The following is a 15,411-nucleotide window of genomic DNA, read 5'->3' as shown; positions in this document are numbered from 1 at the left end:
CGCTATTGCACGACAGTACCCCTATATCGCGAAATAGCGATAGCGACGCACTATCGCGATAACACGATAGTGACCGATGCTTGCGACACCTCTCACGACAGGTGGCTCTTACGACAGGTGGGTCTTACGACAGGTGGCCAAGACGCTGCGCGGAACGGTTGCTCACCGAGGAGCCAGCACCAGCAGATCTCCGACCTCGCAGTCGAGCGCCTCGCAGATCGCGCGCAGCGTCGAGTAGCGGATCGCCCGAGCGCGATCGTTCTTCAGCACCGAGAGGTTCACGAGGCTCACCCCGACGATCCTGCTCAGCTCCGTCAACGTCATCCCCCGTTCGACGAGCAACTCATCCAGGAGGCAGCGGATGCCGGTGTCTTCGTCGTCCGAGGCAGCCGGAGTCATACCAGCCCCTTCGTGTCGCGCTGCATCCGCTCGCCGACCTGGAACGCGGTCGCCACGAGCGCGAGGGCGAAACCCCAGCCGAGTGGGGCCAGATCCAGTTGCACGAGGAAGGCCCAGAACACATCGTGGGCGCGCGGATCCGCGGCAGCGATCCCGTCGACGGCGATCGCGCGACCGATCGCGCCCGCCAACTGGCCGAACAGGCCGCCCGCGATGACCAGACAGGCGGCGACGCCGATTGTCCACGCCATCGATCGCCGGAACGGCCTCGCCCGGATGAGTGAGACCCCCAGCCACCACGCCGCCGCACACACGCCGACCGTCGCGAGAGCGGGCAGCGAAGCCTCCAGCAGAAGCATCCAACGCGCACCCGCCGAGAGCTCGGTCATCGTCACCGTCGCTGAGTCGTAGGCGGCAGCGGAGATACCCGGGAGCCCGGAGAGCGCCGAAGCGTCGACCTCCTGCACGGGCATCCGCACCTCGACGGCGGGCTGGAACAGCGCGATCACAGCCTTCACGACCGCGACGATCGCCGCCGCCGCCACGCTGACCGCGCCCGTCGCGACGAGACCGAGCACGAACCCCTCGCCCCGGGACGGATGTCCTCTGCTGATCAGACTCATCGCTTCTCCTCCACTCGGCTCTGCGTTCTCGGTGTTTGATGCGTTACCGATATTCGACGTGTTATCGATATTCGATGCATCGACTGTCGTTAACATAATGACTGTCGATAACCCTGTCAACAGCATCCACCGGTTTGGGGCAGGTTCTCCCGTCCGGGGCGGATGGGGTGCGCCCCAAACGGGAGAATGCGCCCCAAACCCGGTAACGAGCAGGGGCGGAGCCTCGGCGAGGAACCGGATATGCCGACGGCGAACACGGCCATCCGTCGCCGTGGTGCTCGTTACGCTCGATGTACCGGCACGGAAGTGCCTTCGCCGTATTCAGCTGACGCGCGAAAGAGGAGTGAGATGTTCGAGAGATTCACCGACCGTGCCCGCCGTGTGGTCGTCCTCGCCCAAGAAGAGGCGAAGATGCTCAACCACAACTACATCGGCACCGAGCACATCCTGCTCGGCCTCATCCATGAGGGCGAGGGCGCCGCTGCCAAGGCGCTGGAGTCGCTGGGCGTGTCGCTCGACGCCGTGCGCGAGCAGGTGCAGGACATCATCGGCCAGGGCCAGCAGCAGCCCACGGGGCACATCCCCTTCACCCCGCGCGCCAAGAAGGTGCTCGAGCTGAGCCTGCGCGAAGCACTGCAGCTCGGCCACAACTACATCGGCACCGAGCACATCCTGCTCGGCCTCATCCGCGAGGGCGAGGGCGTGGCGGCACAGGTGCTCGTCAAGCTCGGCGCCGACCTCAACAAGGTGCGCCAGCAGGTCATCCAGATGCTCTCCGGCCAGCAGGGGCGCGAGCCCGCCGCCGTCTCGGGCGCCGCGCACGACAACGCCCAGCAGGCGCAGGGCGGATCGCAGGTGCTCGACCAGTTCGGGCGCAACCTCACCCAGGCCGCGCGCGACAACAAGCTCGACCCGGTCATCGGGCGCGAGAAGGAGATCGAGCGGGTCATGCAGATCCTCTCCCGCCGATCCAAGAACAACCCCGTCCTGATCGGCGAGCCCGGCGTCGGCAAGACCGCCGTCGTCGAGGGCCTCGCCCAGGCGATCGTCAAGGGCGACGTGCCCGAGACGCTCAAGGACAAGCAGCTGTACTCCCTCGACCTCGGATCCCTCATCGCCGGCTCCCGCTACCGCGGAGACTTCGAGGAGCGGCTGAAGAAGGTCACCAAGGAGATCCGCACCCGCGGCGACATCATCGTCTTCATCGACGAGATCCACACCCTCGTCGGTGCGGGTGCCGCCGAGGGCGCGATCGATGCGGCCAGCATCCTGAAGCCCCTGCTGGCCCGAGGTGAACTGCAGACGATCGGCGCCACCACGCTCGACGAGTACCGCAAGCACTTCGAGAAGGATGCTGCACTCGAGCGCCGGTTCCAGCCCATCCAAGTGCAGGAGCCGAGCCTGCCGCACGCCATCAACATCCTCAAAGGCCTGCGCGACCGTTACGAGGCGCACCACAAGGTGCAGATCACCGACGGCGCGATCGTCGCCGCGGCGAACCTCGCCGACCGCTACGTGAGCGACCGCTTCCTGCCCGACAAGGCCATCGACCTAATCGACGAGGCCGGCGCCCGCCTGCGCCTGTCGATCCTGTCCTCCCCGCCAGAGCTGCGTGAGTTCGACGAGAAGATCGCCAAGGTCCGCGAGGAGAAGGAGCAGGCCTCCGAGGAGCAGGACTTCGAGAAGGCCGCGTCGCTGCGCGACCAGGAGAAGGAACTGCTCGGGGAGCGCCTGCGCCTGGAGAAGCAGTGGCGCTCGGGCGACGTCGCCACCCAGGCCGTCGTCGACGAGGGGCTCATCGCCGAGGTGCTCGCCCAGGCCACCGGCATCCCCGTGTTCAAGCTCACCGAGGAGGAGTCCAGCCGGCTCGTCTTCATGGAGAAGGCGCTGCATCAGCGCGTCATCGGGCAGGATGAGGCGATCGCCGCACTGTCAAAGACGATCCGCCGTCAGCGCGCCGGTTTGAAGGACCCCAAGCGCCCCTCGGGCTCGTTCATCTTCGCCGGCCCCACCGGCGTCGGAAAGACCGAGCTCGCCAAGGCGCTCGCGGAGTTCCTCTTCGACGACGAGGCCGCGCTCATCTCGCTCGACATGAGCGAGTTCGGTGAGAAGCACACCGTGTCTCGACTGTTCGGCGCCCCTCCCGGGTTCGTCGGCTTCGAAGAGGGCGGCCAGCTGACGGAGAAGGTGCGACGCAAGCCGTTCTCGGTGGTGCTGTTCGACGAGATCGAGAAGGCGCATCCCGACATCTTCAACTCGCTTCTGCAGATTCTCGAGGAGGGCCGTCTGACCGATGGTCAGGGTCGCATCGTGGACTTCAAGAACACGGTCATCATCATGACGACCAACCTCGGAGCGCGCGACATCGCCGGCGGGCCCGTCGGCTTCCAGGTCGAGGGCGACAGCACCACGAGCTACGAGCGGATGAAGGGCAAGGTCAACGAAGAGCTCAAGCGCAACTTCAAGCCCGAGTTCCTCAACCGCGTCGATGACATCATCGTGTTCCCGCAGCTGTCGAAGGATGAGCTGATTCAGATCGTGGATCTGTTCACCAAGCGCCTCGCCGACCGTCTGCTCGACCGAGACATGACGATCGCGCTGTCGCAGACCGCCAAGGAGCGCCTCATCGAGGTCGGATTCGACCCGGCTCTCGGTGCCCGCCCGTTGCGTCGCGCGATGCAGCACGAGGTGGAGGATCGCCTGTCGGAGAAGATCCTGCACGGCGAGCTCAACCCCGGCGACCACGTGGAGGTCGACTTCGCCGACGGCGAGTTCCAGTTCGAGCATGGCCCGCGCGGCGAGAAGGTGTCGGTCGGCGTCAACGCCGGCGGCGACATCACGGCCACCCCCGACCTGGCGGTCGCCAGCGGCGAGTGAGCCGAGAAGACCCCGCGATTCCCTTCGGGCGGATCGCGGGGTCTTTCATGTTCACCCCGCAGTGACGAACCAGACCAGTGCGGCCGCGGTGACCGCGGCTGTGGCGAACGGGCCGATGTACATGACAGCCTTGCCGCCGCGCAGCGCGATCACCCCGTCGGCGGCCTGCACGATGATCATGGCGACGGCGATGGCGAGCAGCCATCCGTCGAACCGTCCGCAGAGCGCCACCACGGCCAGCACGAACAGTGCTGCGCTGCGGGCGGTCGTGTACCAGGCGACACGGCGCACGGCCGGATCGTCGCTGCGGATCTCTGCCGCCGAGAAGTACAGGCTCGGAACCGTGCTGATCAGCGTGACGATCGCCAGCACGAGGTACGGGACGCTCATACGCGAACTGTAGACCCTTCAGGAGCCCGGGAGCGATGAGGTTCTAGTCTTGACGGGTGAGCGAGATCACCTTCCGCCCGGCACGCGCCGCCGACATCCACGCCGTCTCCGCGTTGCTGGAGCCGCTGGTGGAGCGACGCATCCTGCTCGGCAAAGACCTCGCCGTGCTGTTCGGCGCAGTGCAAGAGTTCGTCGTCGCCGAGATCGATGGCGAGGTGATCGGATGCGGCGCCCTGCACGTCATGTGGGAAGACCTGGGCGAGGTGCGCACTCTGGTGGTGCGCGAGGACTGGCTGCACCACGGCGTCGGTCGCGGGATCGTCGAGCGCCTGGAGCAGAACGCGCTGGCGCTCGGGCTCACCCGGCTGTTCTGCCTCACCTTCGAGGTGCCGTTCTTCACCCGCCGCGGATTCGCGCCCATCGGTGAGCACGTCGTCGACCCGGATGTGTACACGCAGCTCCTGCGCAGTGGTGACGAGGGCGTGGCCGAGTTCCTCGACCTCGCGCACGTGAAGCCGAACACGCTCGGCAACACCAGGATGCTCAAGCAGCTGATCTAACCTGGAAGCCATGAGCCCCCGACAGTCCGCCGCCGTCTACCGCCGGCGACGCATCGTCGTCTTCGGCGGGCTCATCGTCGTGCTCATCGCCCTCATCGTGCTCGTATGGATCCTCATCGCGCGCTCATGGGCGTCGGATGCGGCGCCGGCGCCCTCGCCGACGGTCTCATCGGCCGCGCCGTCGCCGTCGGCCAGCACTCCGCCGCCGGACGAGAGCGCGCCGGAGGAGAGCGCGCCGCCGGAGGCGCCCGTCTCGCCCGCCCCGACCGAGACGGCCGCGGAGGGCGCCGCGTGCACCGCCGCCGACGTCACGGTCCAGGCCGTGACCGATGCCGACGCGTACGACCCGGGCACGATGCCGCAGCTGTCCATCTCGCTGACCAACAAGAGCGGCGCCGACTGCACGCTCGACGTCGGGACGGCCACTCAGGTGTTCACCGTCACGAGCGGATCGGATGTCTGGTGGCGTTCGACCGACTGCCAGCAGAATCCGAGCTCCATGATCGTGACGCTCGCCGCAGGATCCACGGTCACCAGCTCCGTGCCCGTCGCCTGGGACCGCACGCGCTCCAGCGTGGAGGCGTGCGCGGCCACCGATCGGCAGCAGGCCCCCGGCGGCGGGGCGACCTACCATCTCGCCGTGCAGATCGGCGGATTCGAAAGCGCCGAGACGGCCGCGTTCATCCTGAATTGAGCGAATTGGGGTTACGCTGTCTGGCGAGCCCGTGCAACAGACGGAAGCCCATCCCCAGTGGCGTCGATTCCCCGTGTCCCCAACGCGTCGACACCCGTCTGCGGGCTCCCGGGATCCTCTCGAGTCGCGTCGTCCCCATGGTCGCGGCCCGAGAGGATCCTCCTAAGCTTGTGACGTGGCATCCAAGAACGCGAAGCGCGCGAAGAAGAAGGCCCCTGCACCGGAGGAGTTCCGTTCCGAGGCGCTGGCCCTGGCGCTCGAGCATCAGGACATGGCCGCGGTCGCGCTCGCACTGCGCAACGGCAACACCGTCGTCCCGCTGATCCGCCCCGGCGCCCGCGACAATCCGCTCGACGGCGGCGAGGTGTGGACGTACCGAGACCCGAAGACCGGGGATGTGGCGCTGCTGCTGTTCAGCGACGCGAAGAACAAGCCGGAGAACCTTCCCCCGGGCGTGGGCATCTACTCGCCCGCCTGGCTGCGCGCCTTTCTCGCCACGCACCGCGAGACGATCACGACCGTATTCCTCGACATCGCCGGCCCGCATCCGATGCAGGCACCGCCCGAGGAACTGCTGCAGGCGTTGGAACTGTGATTTTGACGTCGGGGATGTGACTCAGAAGTCGGGGACGTCGGCGCCGGGCGGAGTCTGGATCCGGTGCGCGCGCACGTCGTCCAGTGCACCGCGCAGCGTGGCGGAGCGGTCGTCGACCACGTGCGCATAGCCGAGGCGTGCGGCCTCTGCCCGGCGTTGGGCGGCCTGCGTCACGGGACGGATCTCGCCCGCCAGGCTCAGCTCCCCGACGGCGGCGAGAGTGCGCGGCACGGCGTCGCCGCGCAGCGTGCCCGCCACGGCGATCGCGATCGCCAGGTCTGCCGCCGGTTCGGTGAAGCGCACCCCGCCCACGGTCGACACGTACACGTCGTGGTCGCTGGTCTTGATGCCGGCTCGCTTCTCGAGCACGGCGAGCACCATCGCCACCCGTGAGGCGTCGAGACCGTTCACCACGCGCCGCGGGTTCGGGGCGGGCGTCGCGATCGTGAGCGCCTGCACCTCCACGGGCAGGGCGCGACGCCCCTCCAGCGCGATCGCCACGCACGTGCCGGGCTCCGGCGCGCCGCGGGAGAGGAACAGGCTGCTCGGATCGGGCACCTCGGCGATGCCGGAGCCGGTCATCTCGAAACAGCCGACCTCGTCTGTGGGGCCGAAGCGGTTCTTCAGTGCACGGATGAAGCGCAGCGACGTCTGCCGGTCGCCCTCGAAATGGCAGACGACATCCACCAGATGCTCCAGGATGCGCGGGCCCGCCACCTGGCCGTCCTTCGTCACGTGCCCGACGATGACGATCGGCAGGTCGCGCTCTTTGGCGATGCGGATGAGCGTCGAGGCGACCTCGCGCACCTGCGCGGGCTGCCCGGCCGCCCCGTCGGACAGCGACGACGACACCGTCTGCACGGAGTCGACGATCACGAGCTCGGGTCGCACCTCGTCGATGTGGCCGAGGATCGTGGCGAGATCCGTCTCGCTGGCCAGATACAGCTGGTCGTGCAGCGCGCCGGTGCGCTCGGCGCGCAGCCGCACCTGCGCCGTGGACTCCTCGGCGCTGGCGTACAGCACGCGCCGCCCGGAGCGCGCAGCCGCGGACGCCACCTCGAGCAGCAGGGTCGACTTGCCGACGCCGGGCTCGCCGCTGAGCAGGATGGCAGCCCCCGGCACGACGCCGCCGCCGAGCACGCGGTCGAACTCGCCCACCCCGCTCGTGCGCCGCGGGCTCTCCTGCGTGGTGAACGCCGTGATCGGCCGCGCACCGCGGCCCTGCTCGGGCGCGATGGGCGAGACGCGCCGTACGATGCCGGTCTGCGCGGCCTGCTCCTGCACGGTGCCCCACTGCTGGCACTCGCCGCATCGGCCCACCCATTTCGCCGCCGTCCAGCCGCACTCCGTGCAGACGAATGCGGCGGGTGCGGGACGACGTGTGGCCATGGGATCAGGCTATCGGCGGTCGCCGACATCACCCTGCTTCTCGAGCGGGCTGGCCGCATCCGACGCGTCGTGCACAGATCCGGGGCGGCTTGAACCGTCCCGTACGGGAGTTGAGGCGGATCGCGCTGCATAGAACACATCGAGGCGAGTCAGGGTGGAGACTCCGCCGTCGTTACCGGATCGTGAGTATACGTTGTATATGTACAGGATACGTTGTCTAATAGATCTCGAATGAGTCCAGGCTTCAATGAAGAACGGAAGATGAATGGTGCATATCATCGGCGAATACATCGATCGCCTCGCGACGGTGGAGATGCGCCCCGCACAGAGCAATCTGGCGCGCGGTGTGATCCACCAGCTCTACGACGCGGTACGCGCGAAGTACGACAGTCCGCTGGTGTCGCTCGCAGCAAGCCGGATCGTCGACACGGTGCGTCCGGGGGACTCCGTTGTGATCCTCGCCGGTGCCGGCGGCCCGCCCGCTCTACCGAACGCAGAGGTGGACGGTATCCCCGGTGCCGTCGCCATCGCCAAGGCGCTCGACTACGGGCTGGGAGCTGAGGTCACTATCCTCACGGAAAAGCGGGCCGAGGACACATTGCGCGCGACCGTCCGCGCTGCTGGCCTCAACGTTCGCGGTCGGCACGAAGACCCCCTCGCACACTGCGTCACGTGGGAGGAGAGCCCGATCGATCGTGTCGACGCCGCCCTGCATGCGGAGGATGTGCTGGACAGGCTCTCGCCCGCCGTTATCGTCGCCATCGAGAAGCTCGCTCCGAACATCCATGGCATAATCCACGGCGCCACTGGCCTTGACTACGACGCGGTCCACACCAAACCGGATGAGTACTTCGACCGCGCAGCCTCGCGGGGCATCCTCACATTCGGAATCGGCGACGGCGGCAATGAAGCGGGGTTCGGCGTGGCTCATGACGAGGTCATGGACATCATGCCGTCTGGGCGGACATGCCTGTGCCAGTGCGGCGGCGGCAGCGCCACGACGGTGCCCGCCGATCTGTTCATGGTCGCGGCGATCTCGGATTGGGGCGGTTATGCCTTCGGCGCCATGGTCTCCTATCTCACGGGAGTCGCCAGTGCGATGCTCACACCCGCAGAGGTCGAGCGAATGCTGCGGGCCTGCATCGACGCCGGCGCGCTGGACGGCGTGCTCGGCGTTCCTGTGATCGCGGACGACGGCGTCCCGCTCCTGACGCAGCGGGCCTACGTGCAGATGCTCAACGATCTCGTCGCTGTGGCGAGTACGACACTCGAATCACCCGGACACTGACCGCAAGAACTGGACACTGATCGCAAGAAGGAGCACGACATGAACAAGAGACGTCTTGCCCCCGCCGCGGGGCTCATCACTCTCGCCCTGGTCTCGACTGGCTGCAGCGGAGGCGTGGTCTCCGGCAGTGCGGACAAGCAGACACTGACGGTTGCCCTGTACACGCCGAAGAGCTCGTCGCTGTCGCAGACGGTCGCGTGGTGGACGGATGCCGTTACAGAGGCCACGGACGGCGCCGTCGCCTTCAACCTCAACTATGACGGCAGTCTTCTCGCCGCAGACGACACGCTGCAGGGCGTCGGAGAGGGGCGCGCCGACATGGGGCTTGTGGCCGGGATCTACTACGAGAGCCAACTGCCACTGACGTCCATCTCGGGCGTTCCCTATCTGGTCGAGGACCCTCGGGCGGCGATGCTCGCCTTCGCGGAGCTCAGCGAGAGCTCCGACACCTTCGCGCACGAGTATGCGTCGAACAACGTCATGCCCCTCTTCTTCCTTCCCGCCAGAGACGCACTGCTGGGTTCATCGGATGCCATGATCGAATCCGTGGAGGATCTCCGTGGCCGCTCGATCCGAGCAGCGGGGACGTTCAGCACGACCTTGGCGGCAGTGGGCGCCAACCCCGTGTCCATCGTCTTCAACGAGCTGTACGAGGCATTGGACCGTGGCGTCGTCGATTCGTATTCGGGCATCCTTCTCGACTCCGTCGACACCGCGGGTCTGTACGAGGTCGCCGATTACGTCAGCAACCCGCGCCAGGGCCTGCTGACGACCTACCCCGTCGCCCTCAACGCCGACCTCTGGGAGGGTCTCTCAGACGAGGTCAAGACCGTCATGACGGACAAGGCCGCACTCGCGGTCGAGCGGTACTTCACCTTCGAGGAGGAGGCGTACGCAGTGGCGTGCGATTCTATCGAGAGCTCTGGAGGCGAGGTCTACATGTGGAGCGACGATGCCGTCGACGCGTGGGCCGAGAAGCTCGGTGATACCGTCCTCGACTCCTGGCGTGATCGTGTGGGGGATGCGGCGGAAGAGTTCGAGGACTCCTACCGTGCTGCGCTTGCGGATGCGGAAGGCGAAGCGCCCGAGAACGGAGTCCAACTGTGCGCCGACCGATTCTGAGCCCCTCAGGCACGCTGCAGGCAGGCGGCGCATGAGCGCGGCAGCCTTCGCCGTCTTCCTGGGAGCGGTGATCTTGCTGATCATCCTGATCTGTTTGCGGGTGCCGGTGGCATTCGCCCTGATCGGCACGTCCGCGATCGGCCTTGCAGTGGCGTCGGGCATGGGGATCGCCGAGCGTGCCCTGGGCTCTTCGGCATTCGGATCGACTGCCGACTATGCGCTCGCGGTGATTCCTCTGTTTGTGCTGATGGGGGCGTTTGCCGCTCGAGCGGGGCTCGCCGGTGACCTGTTCGATGTGATCGAGCGCCACACGAAGAAGCTGCCGGGAGGACTCGCGATCGCCGGTATCAGCGCCTCTGCAGGCTTCGCGGCGATCACCGGTTCGAGCGTGGCCACGGTGGCTTCGATCGGAAAGACCGCGATCGAGGAGATGCGCTCGCATGGCTACGACGTGCGTTTCGCGGCGGGCTCGGTCGCCATCGCCGGAACGCTTGGCATTATGATCCCACCGAGCGTCGCACTGGTGCTCTACGGCATCGTGACCGGCACATCCATCGGCCAGCTGCTGATCGCGGGGGTGGTTCCCGGCATCGTTTCCGCGATTCTCTATGCTCTGGTCGCGATCATCCTCGCGACCAGGCGTCCCGAACTCGCAGGAGGCGCCTCACGTGCCGCGCGTTCATCCCCGACGTCTCCACCCGTTGCCATCGCGCCGGCGTGGGACAACAAGAAGTACTGGAGCGTCGTCAAAGTCGCCGTCCTGTTCGGCATAGTGATCGTCGGGGTCTACTCCGGCGTCTACACGGCGACGGAGGCGGGAGCGATCGGCGCATTCGCCGCCGTCCTGCTGCTGCTGTTCACAGGTCAGCGGGACGGGAGCCCGAGGCTGCGCGCTTTGGGAGGCGCGCTGCTGGAGTCCACCCGGCTCACGAGCTCCGTGTTCCTCATTGTCGTCGGCGGAGCTCTCCTGACCTTCCTGATGGTGCGGCTCGGGGTTCCGGCGGCGTTCGCGGAGTGGGCCGGATCCCTGCCGGTGCCGGGCTGGACGCTGGTCGTCGTGCTGTTGCTGATCATGGTGCCGCTGGGGATGTTCCTCGACTCGATCTCGATCATTCTCGTGTTCATCCCCGTCGTCTTCCCCGTTGTGGAGGCGCTCGGGTACAACCCGATCGTCTTCGGGATCCTTGCGATCAAGCTCATCGAGATCGGTATGGTGACCCCGCCGGTGGGAATGAACGCGTTCGTCATCGCGTCGAGCGTTCCAGGGGTGCGTGCGGAGGACGCCTTCCGCGGAGTTCTTCCCTTCCTCCTCGCGGATGTGGCCTTCGTGATCCTGATCATGATGGTGCCTGACATCGTCCTGTTCCTCCCGAATGCGATGGTGAGTTGACGATCATGCGAACTCTGAACGTGTACAGCAGTTACCTTGCGAAGGCCTTCGGCATCCTGGCGGCGGCGTTCGTGCTCCTGATCATGGTGATGATGGTCGCCGATGTGGTCATAAGGATGAGCCTCGGGTCCTCGATGCCGGGCGTCTACGAGCTCGTCGAGCTCTCTCTCGCCGCAGCGGTGTTCCTGGGACTGCCCGTGACGCAGCGTCTCGGTGGAATGATCCGCGTCGACTTCGTCGTGGAGCGTCTGCGCCCGCCGATCCGGCGCGGAGTGGATGTCTTCGCGATATCCTTCTCATTGATCGTCTGCGCGGTGATGACGGTGGCGACATTCCAGAGCTATGACGCCGCGCTGCAGTCCGGCGAAGCGCGTACGGGGCTCCTGACGATTCCGACCTGGCCGAGCCGCCTGGCGGTCGCGGTGGGCCTCGCGGTGCTGTGCGTCGAGCTCCTCGTCGCGCTGATCAAAGCCATCCGCGCGCTTCGCGACGGAACGGACCAGACGGATGCCCCGCCGGCCCTGCCTCTGGAGTAGCTGGCCTGGCTGCGTCTACTGCGGATTCTCCATGCTGATCCCGCGCAGGAGAGTACGCAGGGTCTCGCTGAAGGTGCCGCGGCCCGTCATGCTCGCGAGGTCTTCCACCATCTCGCTCACTCGCGACAGGGACCGTTCGTTGGCGACGCTGCTGAGAGCGCTTGCGTAGTCGGTCATGTCGGCTTCGGTGAGCCGGAGGCGGGGAAGATCGAACATCACCTGACCCACCGCCAGGACGAAGATCTGCCAGAAGGCGCGCACTGCTCGAGCACCGGAGATGCCCGCGGCGTCCAGGTTGGCAAGAATCGCCTCTTGCAGGCGAGCGAGCCCTTCTGAGCCGCGCGGTATCGGCCGTTCCAAGAGGAGCGGAACGATCTCGGCATGAGTCAGGAGCATCTCGCGCCATGCGGACATGATCGAGATGATGCGTTCTTCCCACTCCGGCTCGAAGGTGACCGGAATCTCGATCCGAGACAGCACACGCAGCAGCACGAGGTCGAGCAACTCGTCCTTGGAGCTGACGAATCGATACACCGACATCGGGGACAACGAGAGCTGAGCGGCTATGGAGCGGATCGAGAACTTCGATAGGCCCTGTTCGGACAAGTGAACGATGCTCTGATCGACGAGTTCGTTCACCGTGATGGTGACTTTCTGCCTGCGGGTCGGTCGCTTCACGGGCGAATCCGAATCGATTTTGTGCTCATCGGGCGGGTCAGATGGTTCCGGGGTCACGATTCATCCACTCCTCGTGAGTAGAACGTCGACTATGTACATTGCTAAAATACAATGTACGTTATCTATAGTCGTGGTCGGCACGCCCCACCCTCTGAGGGCGCGGATCTACACGCGAACGCCGTGCGTGAGCGCCTGCAGCGACTCAACGAGGGCGGCTGCGTCCCGGATCCTCGTGGCGCAGGCGCAGGCGCGGGTAGAGGGTGTGACCGGTCACCGCCGACGCGACGGTCGCCGAATACGGTCCCCCGGTTCGCTTGACCCGAGGCGGGGATGGGCGTGCGGTATCGACGGTCAGCCGCCGATGCCCTTCCACGCGCCGGTGCCGTCGGATTCGAACTGGCGCTTCCAGATGGGCAGCTCGCGCTTTATCGTCTCGATGACGTCGCGGCAGACCGTGAACGCCTCGTCGCGATGGGAGGAGGCGACGGCGATGACCACGGCGAGATCGCCGACGCCGAGCTTTCCGATGCGATGGCTCACGGCGACGATGGCGTCGCCCCCGGCCTCATCGATCGCCTTCTGGGCGATGCCGGCGAGGGTCTTCTCCGCATCCGGATGCCCGGTGTACTCGAGTGCGACGACGTCGGTCGATGCCTCCGGGTCGTGATCGCGCACGCGGCCGATGAAGGTCGCCACAGCGCCCGCGGTGGCGTCGTCGACGGCGTCGAGGTGCTCCTGGATCGACAGGGCCTCGTCGCGGATGCGGGCGATGCGGATGCTCATGGGTGATCCTCTCCGGTGAGCTGCCCGAGGGCGTGGGCGGCGATGCCGAGGATGACGGGCATCCCCTCGGCGACGGCTTTGGGCGAGCCGGGCAGGTTGACGATGAGCGCGGTGCCGGCGATGCCGGCGATGCCGCGCGAGAGCAACCCCGCCGGAGTGATCGCGACGCTCTGTCGGCGCAGCTCGTCGGCGATGCCGGGCACGGCCCGCTCGATCACACGCGCCGTGCCCTCCGGAGTCTCGTCGCGCGGGCCGATGCCGGTGCCGCCGGTGGTGACGATGAGGCGCGCCCCGGCGTCGATCGCTGCGCGCAGCGCCCCCTCGACGCTGTCGGCGCCGTCGGGCACGATCGCGGCCTCATCGCACGTGAAGCCGGCCTCGCGCAGAGCCTCGACCGCAACCGGTCCGCCGCCGTCGGCGCGCATCCCCGCCGCCGAGCGGTCCGAGACCGTGACCACCGCGGCGCGCAGGTCTGCGGCGGCATCAGCAGGGGCGGGGGCATGCATGGCCTCAGCCTACTCAGCCTGCATCCCGGATCCGGATCGAGACGATCCGGAATGCCTATCGGCATCCGGGTGGAAGAGCTGTTGAAACGTGCTTTTCGGCGTGAACCGCGGGTCATAATGGGGCCGAGCGCAACCGCGCACCGAGAGGAGGCGATGGCACGTGGAGTGGCTCGACCCGCTCGTCCTGTCGCGCTGGCAGTTCGGCCTGACCACCGTCTATCACTACCTGTTCGTGCCGCTCACGATCGGCATGGCCCTCGCCGCCGCGATCTTCCAGACCGCGTGGGTGCGCACCGCCAAGGTGCACTACCTGCACCTCACCCGCTTCTTCGGCAAGATCTTCCTCATCAACTTCGCCATGGGCGTGGTGACCGGAATCGTGCAGGAGTTCCAGTTCGGCATGAACTGGTCGGACTACTCGCGCTTCGTCGGCGACGTGTTCGGCGCGCCGCTCGCCTTCGAGGGTCTGCTGGCCTTCTTCTTCGAGGCGACGTTCATCGGCGTGTGGATCTTCGGCTGGGACAAACTGCCGCAGAAGCTGCACCTGGCATCCATCTGGTGCGTCGCGATCGGCAGCACGCTGTCGGCATATTTCATCATCGCCGCCAACGCGTTCATGCAGAACCCGGTCGGCTACGAGTACAACCCCGTCACCAACCGCGCCGAGCTCGTCGACTTCTGGGCGCTGCTGACGAACCCCGTCGCGCTCGCCGCGTTCCCGCACACGATCTTCGGCGCGTTCATGTTCGCCGCCGGTGTGATCATCTCGGTCTCGGCGTGGCACCTCTACCGCGGCCAGCACGCGGACACCATGCGCGTCTCGCTGAAGTTCGGCCTGTGGAGCATGCTCGTCTCGACGGCCGGGATCGTGCTGTCGGGAGATCAGCTGGGGCTGGCGATGTACGCCGCGCAGCCGATGAAGATGGCCGCCGCCGAAGCGACGTTCAACACGGTCTGCGGCCCGGATGCCTCCTTCAGCCTGTTCACGCTCGGCACGCCCGACGGGTTGTCCGAGCTGTTCTCGATCCGCGTGCCGTACCTGCTCTCACTGTTGTCGACCCACACCCTCGACGCGTGCGTGCACGGCATCAACGACCTGAACGCCGAGTACGCCACGACGTACGCCGACCTCGGCATCGACAACTTTGCCCCCGTGCTGTGGATCACCTACTGGGCGTTCCGCTGGATGATCGGCCTGGGAATGGCCCACGCGCTCGTCGCCCTCGCTGGCCTCTGGGTCACCCGAAAGGGCGCGAAGCGGCCGGTCGCCCCGTGGATGTGGAAGCTTGCGATCTGGTCGTTCCCTCTCGCTCTGCTCGCGAACATCGTCGGATGGGTGTTCACCGAGATGGGCAGGCAGCCATGGATCGTGTTCGGCCTCATGAGCACGCGTGACGGCGTCTCGCCGGGCACGAGCGGGCTCGAAGTGCTCATCTCGCTCATCGCGTTCACCGCGATCTACGCCGCACTCGCCGTGGTCGAGGTGCGCCTCATCGTGAAGGCCGCGCAGAAGGGGCCCGATACCGAAGAGAAGCCCGCAGACGAGTCGGCCCCGCTGCCGTCGGCCGTGTACTGAGAGGT

The 15,411-nt window shown here is 66.8% G+C and carries 16 protein-coding genes; 9 read left to right on the top strand and 7 right to left on the bottom strand.

Annotated elements, in window-relative coordinates:
• Positions 1-162: 162 nt before the first annotated feature.
• Both BKA02_RS03400 and BKA02_RS03395 read right to left on the bottom strand, forming a co-directional pair.
• Positions 163-399: a helix-turn-helix domain-containing protein gene (locus BKA02_RS03400; RefSeq protein WP_179431318.1), complete on the bottom strand. Its 237-nt coding sequence runs from the start codon at positions 397-399 to the stop codon at positions 163-165.
• A complete protein-coding gene (locus BKA02_RS03395; protein ID WP_179431316.1) occupies positions 396-1,022 on the bottom strand; it encodes a hypothetical protein in 627 nt (208 codons plus the stop codon). Before BKA02_RS03395 ends, BKA02_RS03400 begins: the two co-directional genes overlap by 4 nt.
• Before the next feature lie 348 nt (positions 1,023-1,370).
• On the opposite strand from BKA02_RS03395, the gene BKA02_RS03390 reads away from it, so the two are divergent.
• Positions 1,371-3,899, top strand: coding sequence for an ATP-dependent Clp protease ATP-binding subunit (locus tag BKA02_RS03390; protein WP_179431314.1), 2,529 nt, complete (start codon positions 1,371-1,373; stop codon positions 3,897-3,899).
• Positions 3,900-3,950: 51 nt separating this feature from the next.
• On the opposite strand, the gene BKA02_RS03385 is transcribed toward BKA02_RS03390, so the two are convergent.
• Positions 3,951-4,289 carry a hypothetical protein gene (locus tag BKA02_RS03385; RefSeq protein WP_179431312.1) on the bottom strand — a complete coding sequence of 113 codons (339 nt, stop codon included), beginning with the start codon at positions 4,287-4,289 and terminating at the stop codon, positions 3,951-3,953.
• A 56-nt stretch (positions 4,290-4,345) separates the two neighbouring features.
• Between BKA02_RS03385 and BKA02_RS03380 the strand changes: the two genes are divergently transcribed.
• From BKA02_RS03380 to BKA02_RS03370, 3 genes are all read left to right on the top strand, one after another.
• The gene (locus BKA02_RS03380; protein ID WP_179431311.1) at positions 4,346-4,849 is read left to right on the top strand and encodes an amino-acid N-acetyltransferase; all 504 of its coding nucleotides are present in this window, start codon (positions 4,346-4,348) and stop codon (positions 4,847-4,849) included.
• Between the two features lie 10 nt (positions 4,850-4,859).
• Entirely contained in the window at positions 4,860-5,543 is a 684-nt protein-coding gene (locus tag BKA02_RS03375) for a hypothetical protein (RefSeq protein ID WP_179431309.1), read from the top strand.
• A gap of 175 nt (positions 5,544-5,718) precedes the next feature.
• Positions 5,719-6,138, top strand: a complete 420-nt coding sequence (locus tag BKA02_RS03370) for a dehydrogenase (protein WP_179431307.1) — start codon at positions 5,719-5,721, stop codon at positions 6,136-6,138.
• Positions 6,139-6,159: 21 nt separating this feature from the next.
• On the opposite strand, the gene radA is transcribed toward BKA02_RS03370, so the two are convergent.
• A complete protein-coding gene (gene radA, locus BKA02_RS03365; protein ID WP_179431305.1) occupies positions 6,160-7,527 on the bottom strand; it encodes a DNA repair protein RadA in 1,368 nt (455 codons plus the stop codon).
• 265 nt (positions 7,528-7,792) lie between these two features.
• On the opposite strand from radA, the gene BKA02_RS03360 reads away from it, so the two are divergent.
• Genes BKA02_RS03360 through BKA02_RS03345 form a run of 4 tightly spaced genes read left to right on the top strand, consistent with a single transcriptional unit; the run spans position 7,793 to position 11,863 of the window.
• Entirely contained in the window at positions 7,793-8,815 is a 1,023-nt protein-coding gene (locus BKA02_RS03360) for a glutamate cyclase domain-containing protein (protein WP_179431303.1), read from the top strand.
• A 39-nt stretch (positions 8,816-8,854) separates the two neighbouring features.
• The gene (dctP, locus tag BKA02_RS03355; protein WP_179431301.1) at positions 8,855-9,937 is read left to right on the top strand and encodes a TRAP transporter substrate-binding protein DctP; all 1,083 of its coding nucleotides are present in this window, start codon (positions 8,855-8,857) and stop codon (positions 9,935-9,937) included.
• Between the two features lie 31 nt (positions 9,938-9,968).
• Positions 9,969-11,327, top strand: coding sequence for a TRAP transporter large permease (locus BKA02_RS03350; RefSeq protein WP_179431299.1), 1,359 nt, complete (start codon positions 9,969-9,971; stop codon positions 11,325-11,327).
• 5 nt (positions 11,328-11,332) lie between these two features.
• Positions 11,333-11,863 (top strand): TRAP transporter small permease subunit, encoded by a 531-nt coding sequence (locus BKA02_RS03345; RefSeq protein WP_179431297.1) that lies wholly within the window; start codon positions 11,333-11,335, stop codon positions 11,861-11,863.
• A gap of 15 nt (positions 11,864-11,878) precedes the next feature.
• Here BKA02_RS03345 and BKA02_RS03340 read toward each other — a convergent pair whose 3' ends face one another.
• The 3 genes from BKA02_RS03340 to BKA02_RS03330 all read right to left on the bottom strand — a co-directional run bounded on the left by BKA02_RS03340 (position 11,879) and on the right by BKA02_RS03330 (position 13,830).
• On the bottom strand, positions 11,879-12,598 hold the full coding sequence (locus tag BKA02_RS03340) for a TetR/AcrR family transcriptional regulator C-terminal domain-containing protein (protein ID WP_179431295.1): 720 nt from the start codon (positions 12,596-12,598) through the stop codon (positions 11,879-11,881).
• 294 nt (positions 12,599-12,892) lie between these two features.
• On the bottom strand, positions 12,893-13,324 hold the full coding sequence (locus tag BKA02_RS03335) for a molybdenum cofactor biosynthesis protein MoaE (protein WP_179431293.1): 432 nt from the start codon (positions 13,322-13,324) through the stop codon (positions 12,893-12,895).
• Complete coding sequence (locus BKA02_RS03330) at positions 13,321-13,830, bottom strand: MogA/MoaB family molybdenum cofactor biosynthesis protein (protein WP_179431291.1); 510 nt, start codon at positions 13,828-13,830, stop codon at positions 13,321-13,323. The genes BKA02_RS03335 and BKA02_RS03330 overlap by 4 nt, the downstream gene beginning before the upstream one ends.
• A gap of 160 nt (positions 13,831-13,990) precedes the next feature.
• Between BKA02_RS03330 and BKA02_RS03325 the strand changes: the two genes are divergently transcribed.
• A complete protein-coding gene (locus BKA02_RS03325; RefSeq protein ID WP_179431289.1) occupies positions 13,991-15,406 on the top strand; it encodes a cytochrome ubiquinol oxidase subunit I in 1,416 nt (471 codons plus the stop codon).
• Positions 15,407-15,411 lie beyond the last annotated feature (5 nt).

It is taken from the genome of Microbacterium pseudoresistens, assembly GCF_013409745.1.
Classification (GTDB): domain Bacteria; phylum Actinomycetota; class Actinomycetes; order Actinomycetales; family Microbacteriaceae; genus Microbacterium; species Microbacterium pseudoresistens.
This window is presented reverse-complemented; position numbering and strand designations above follow the sequence as displayed.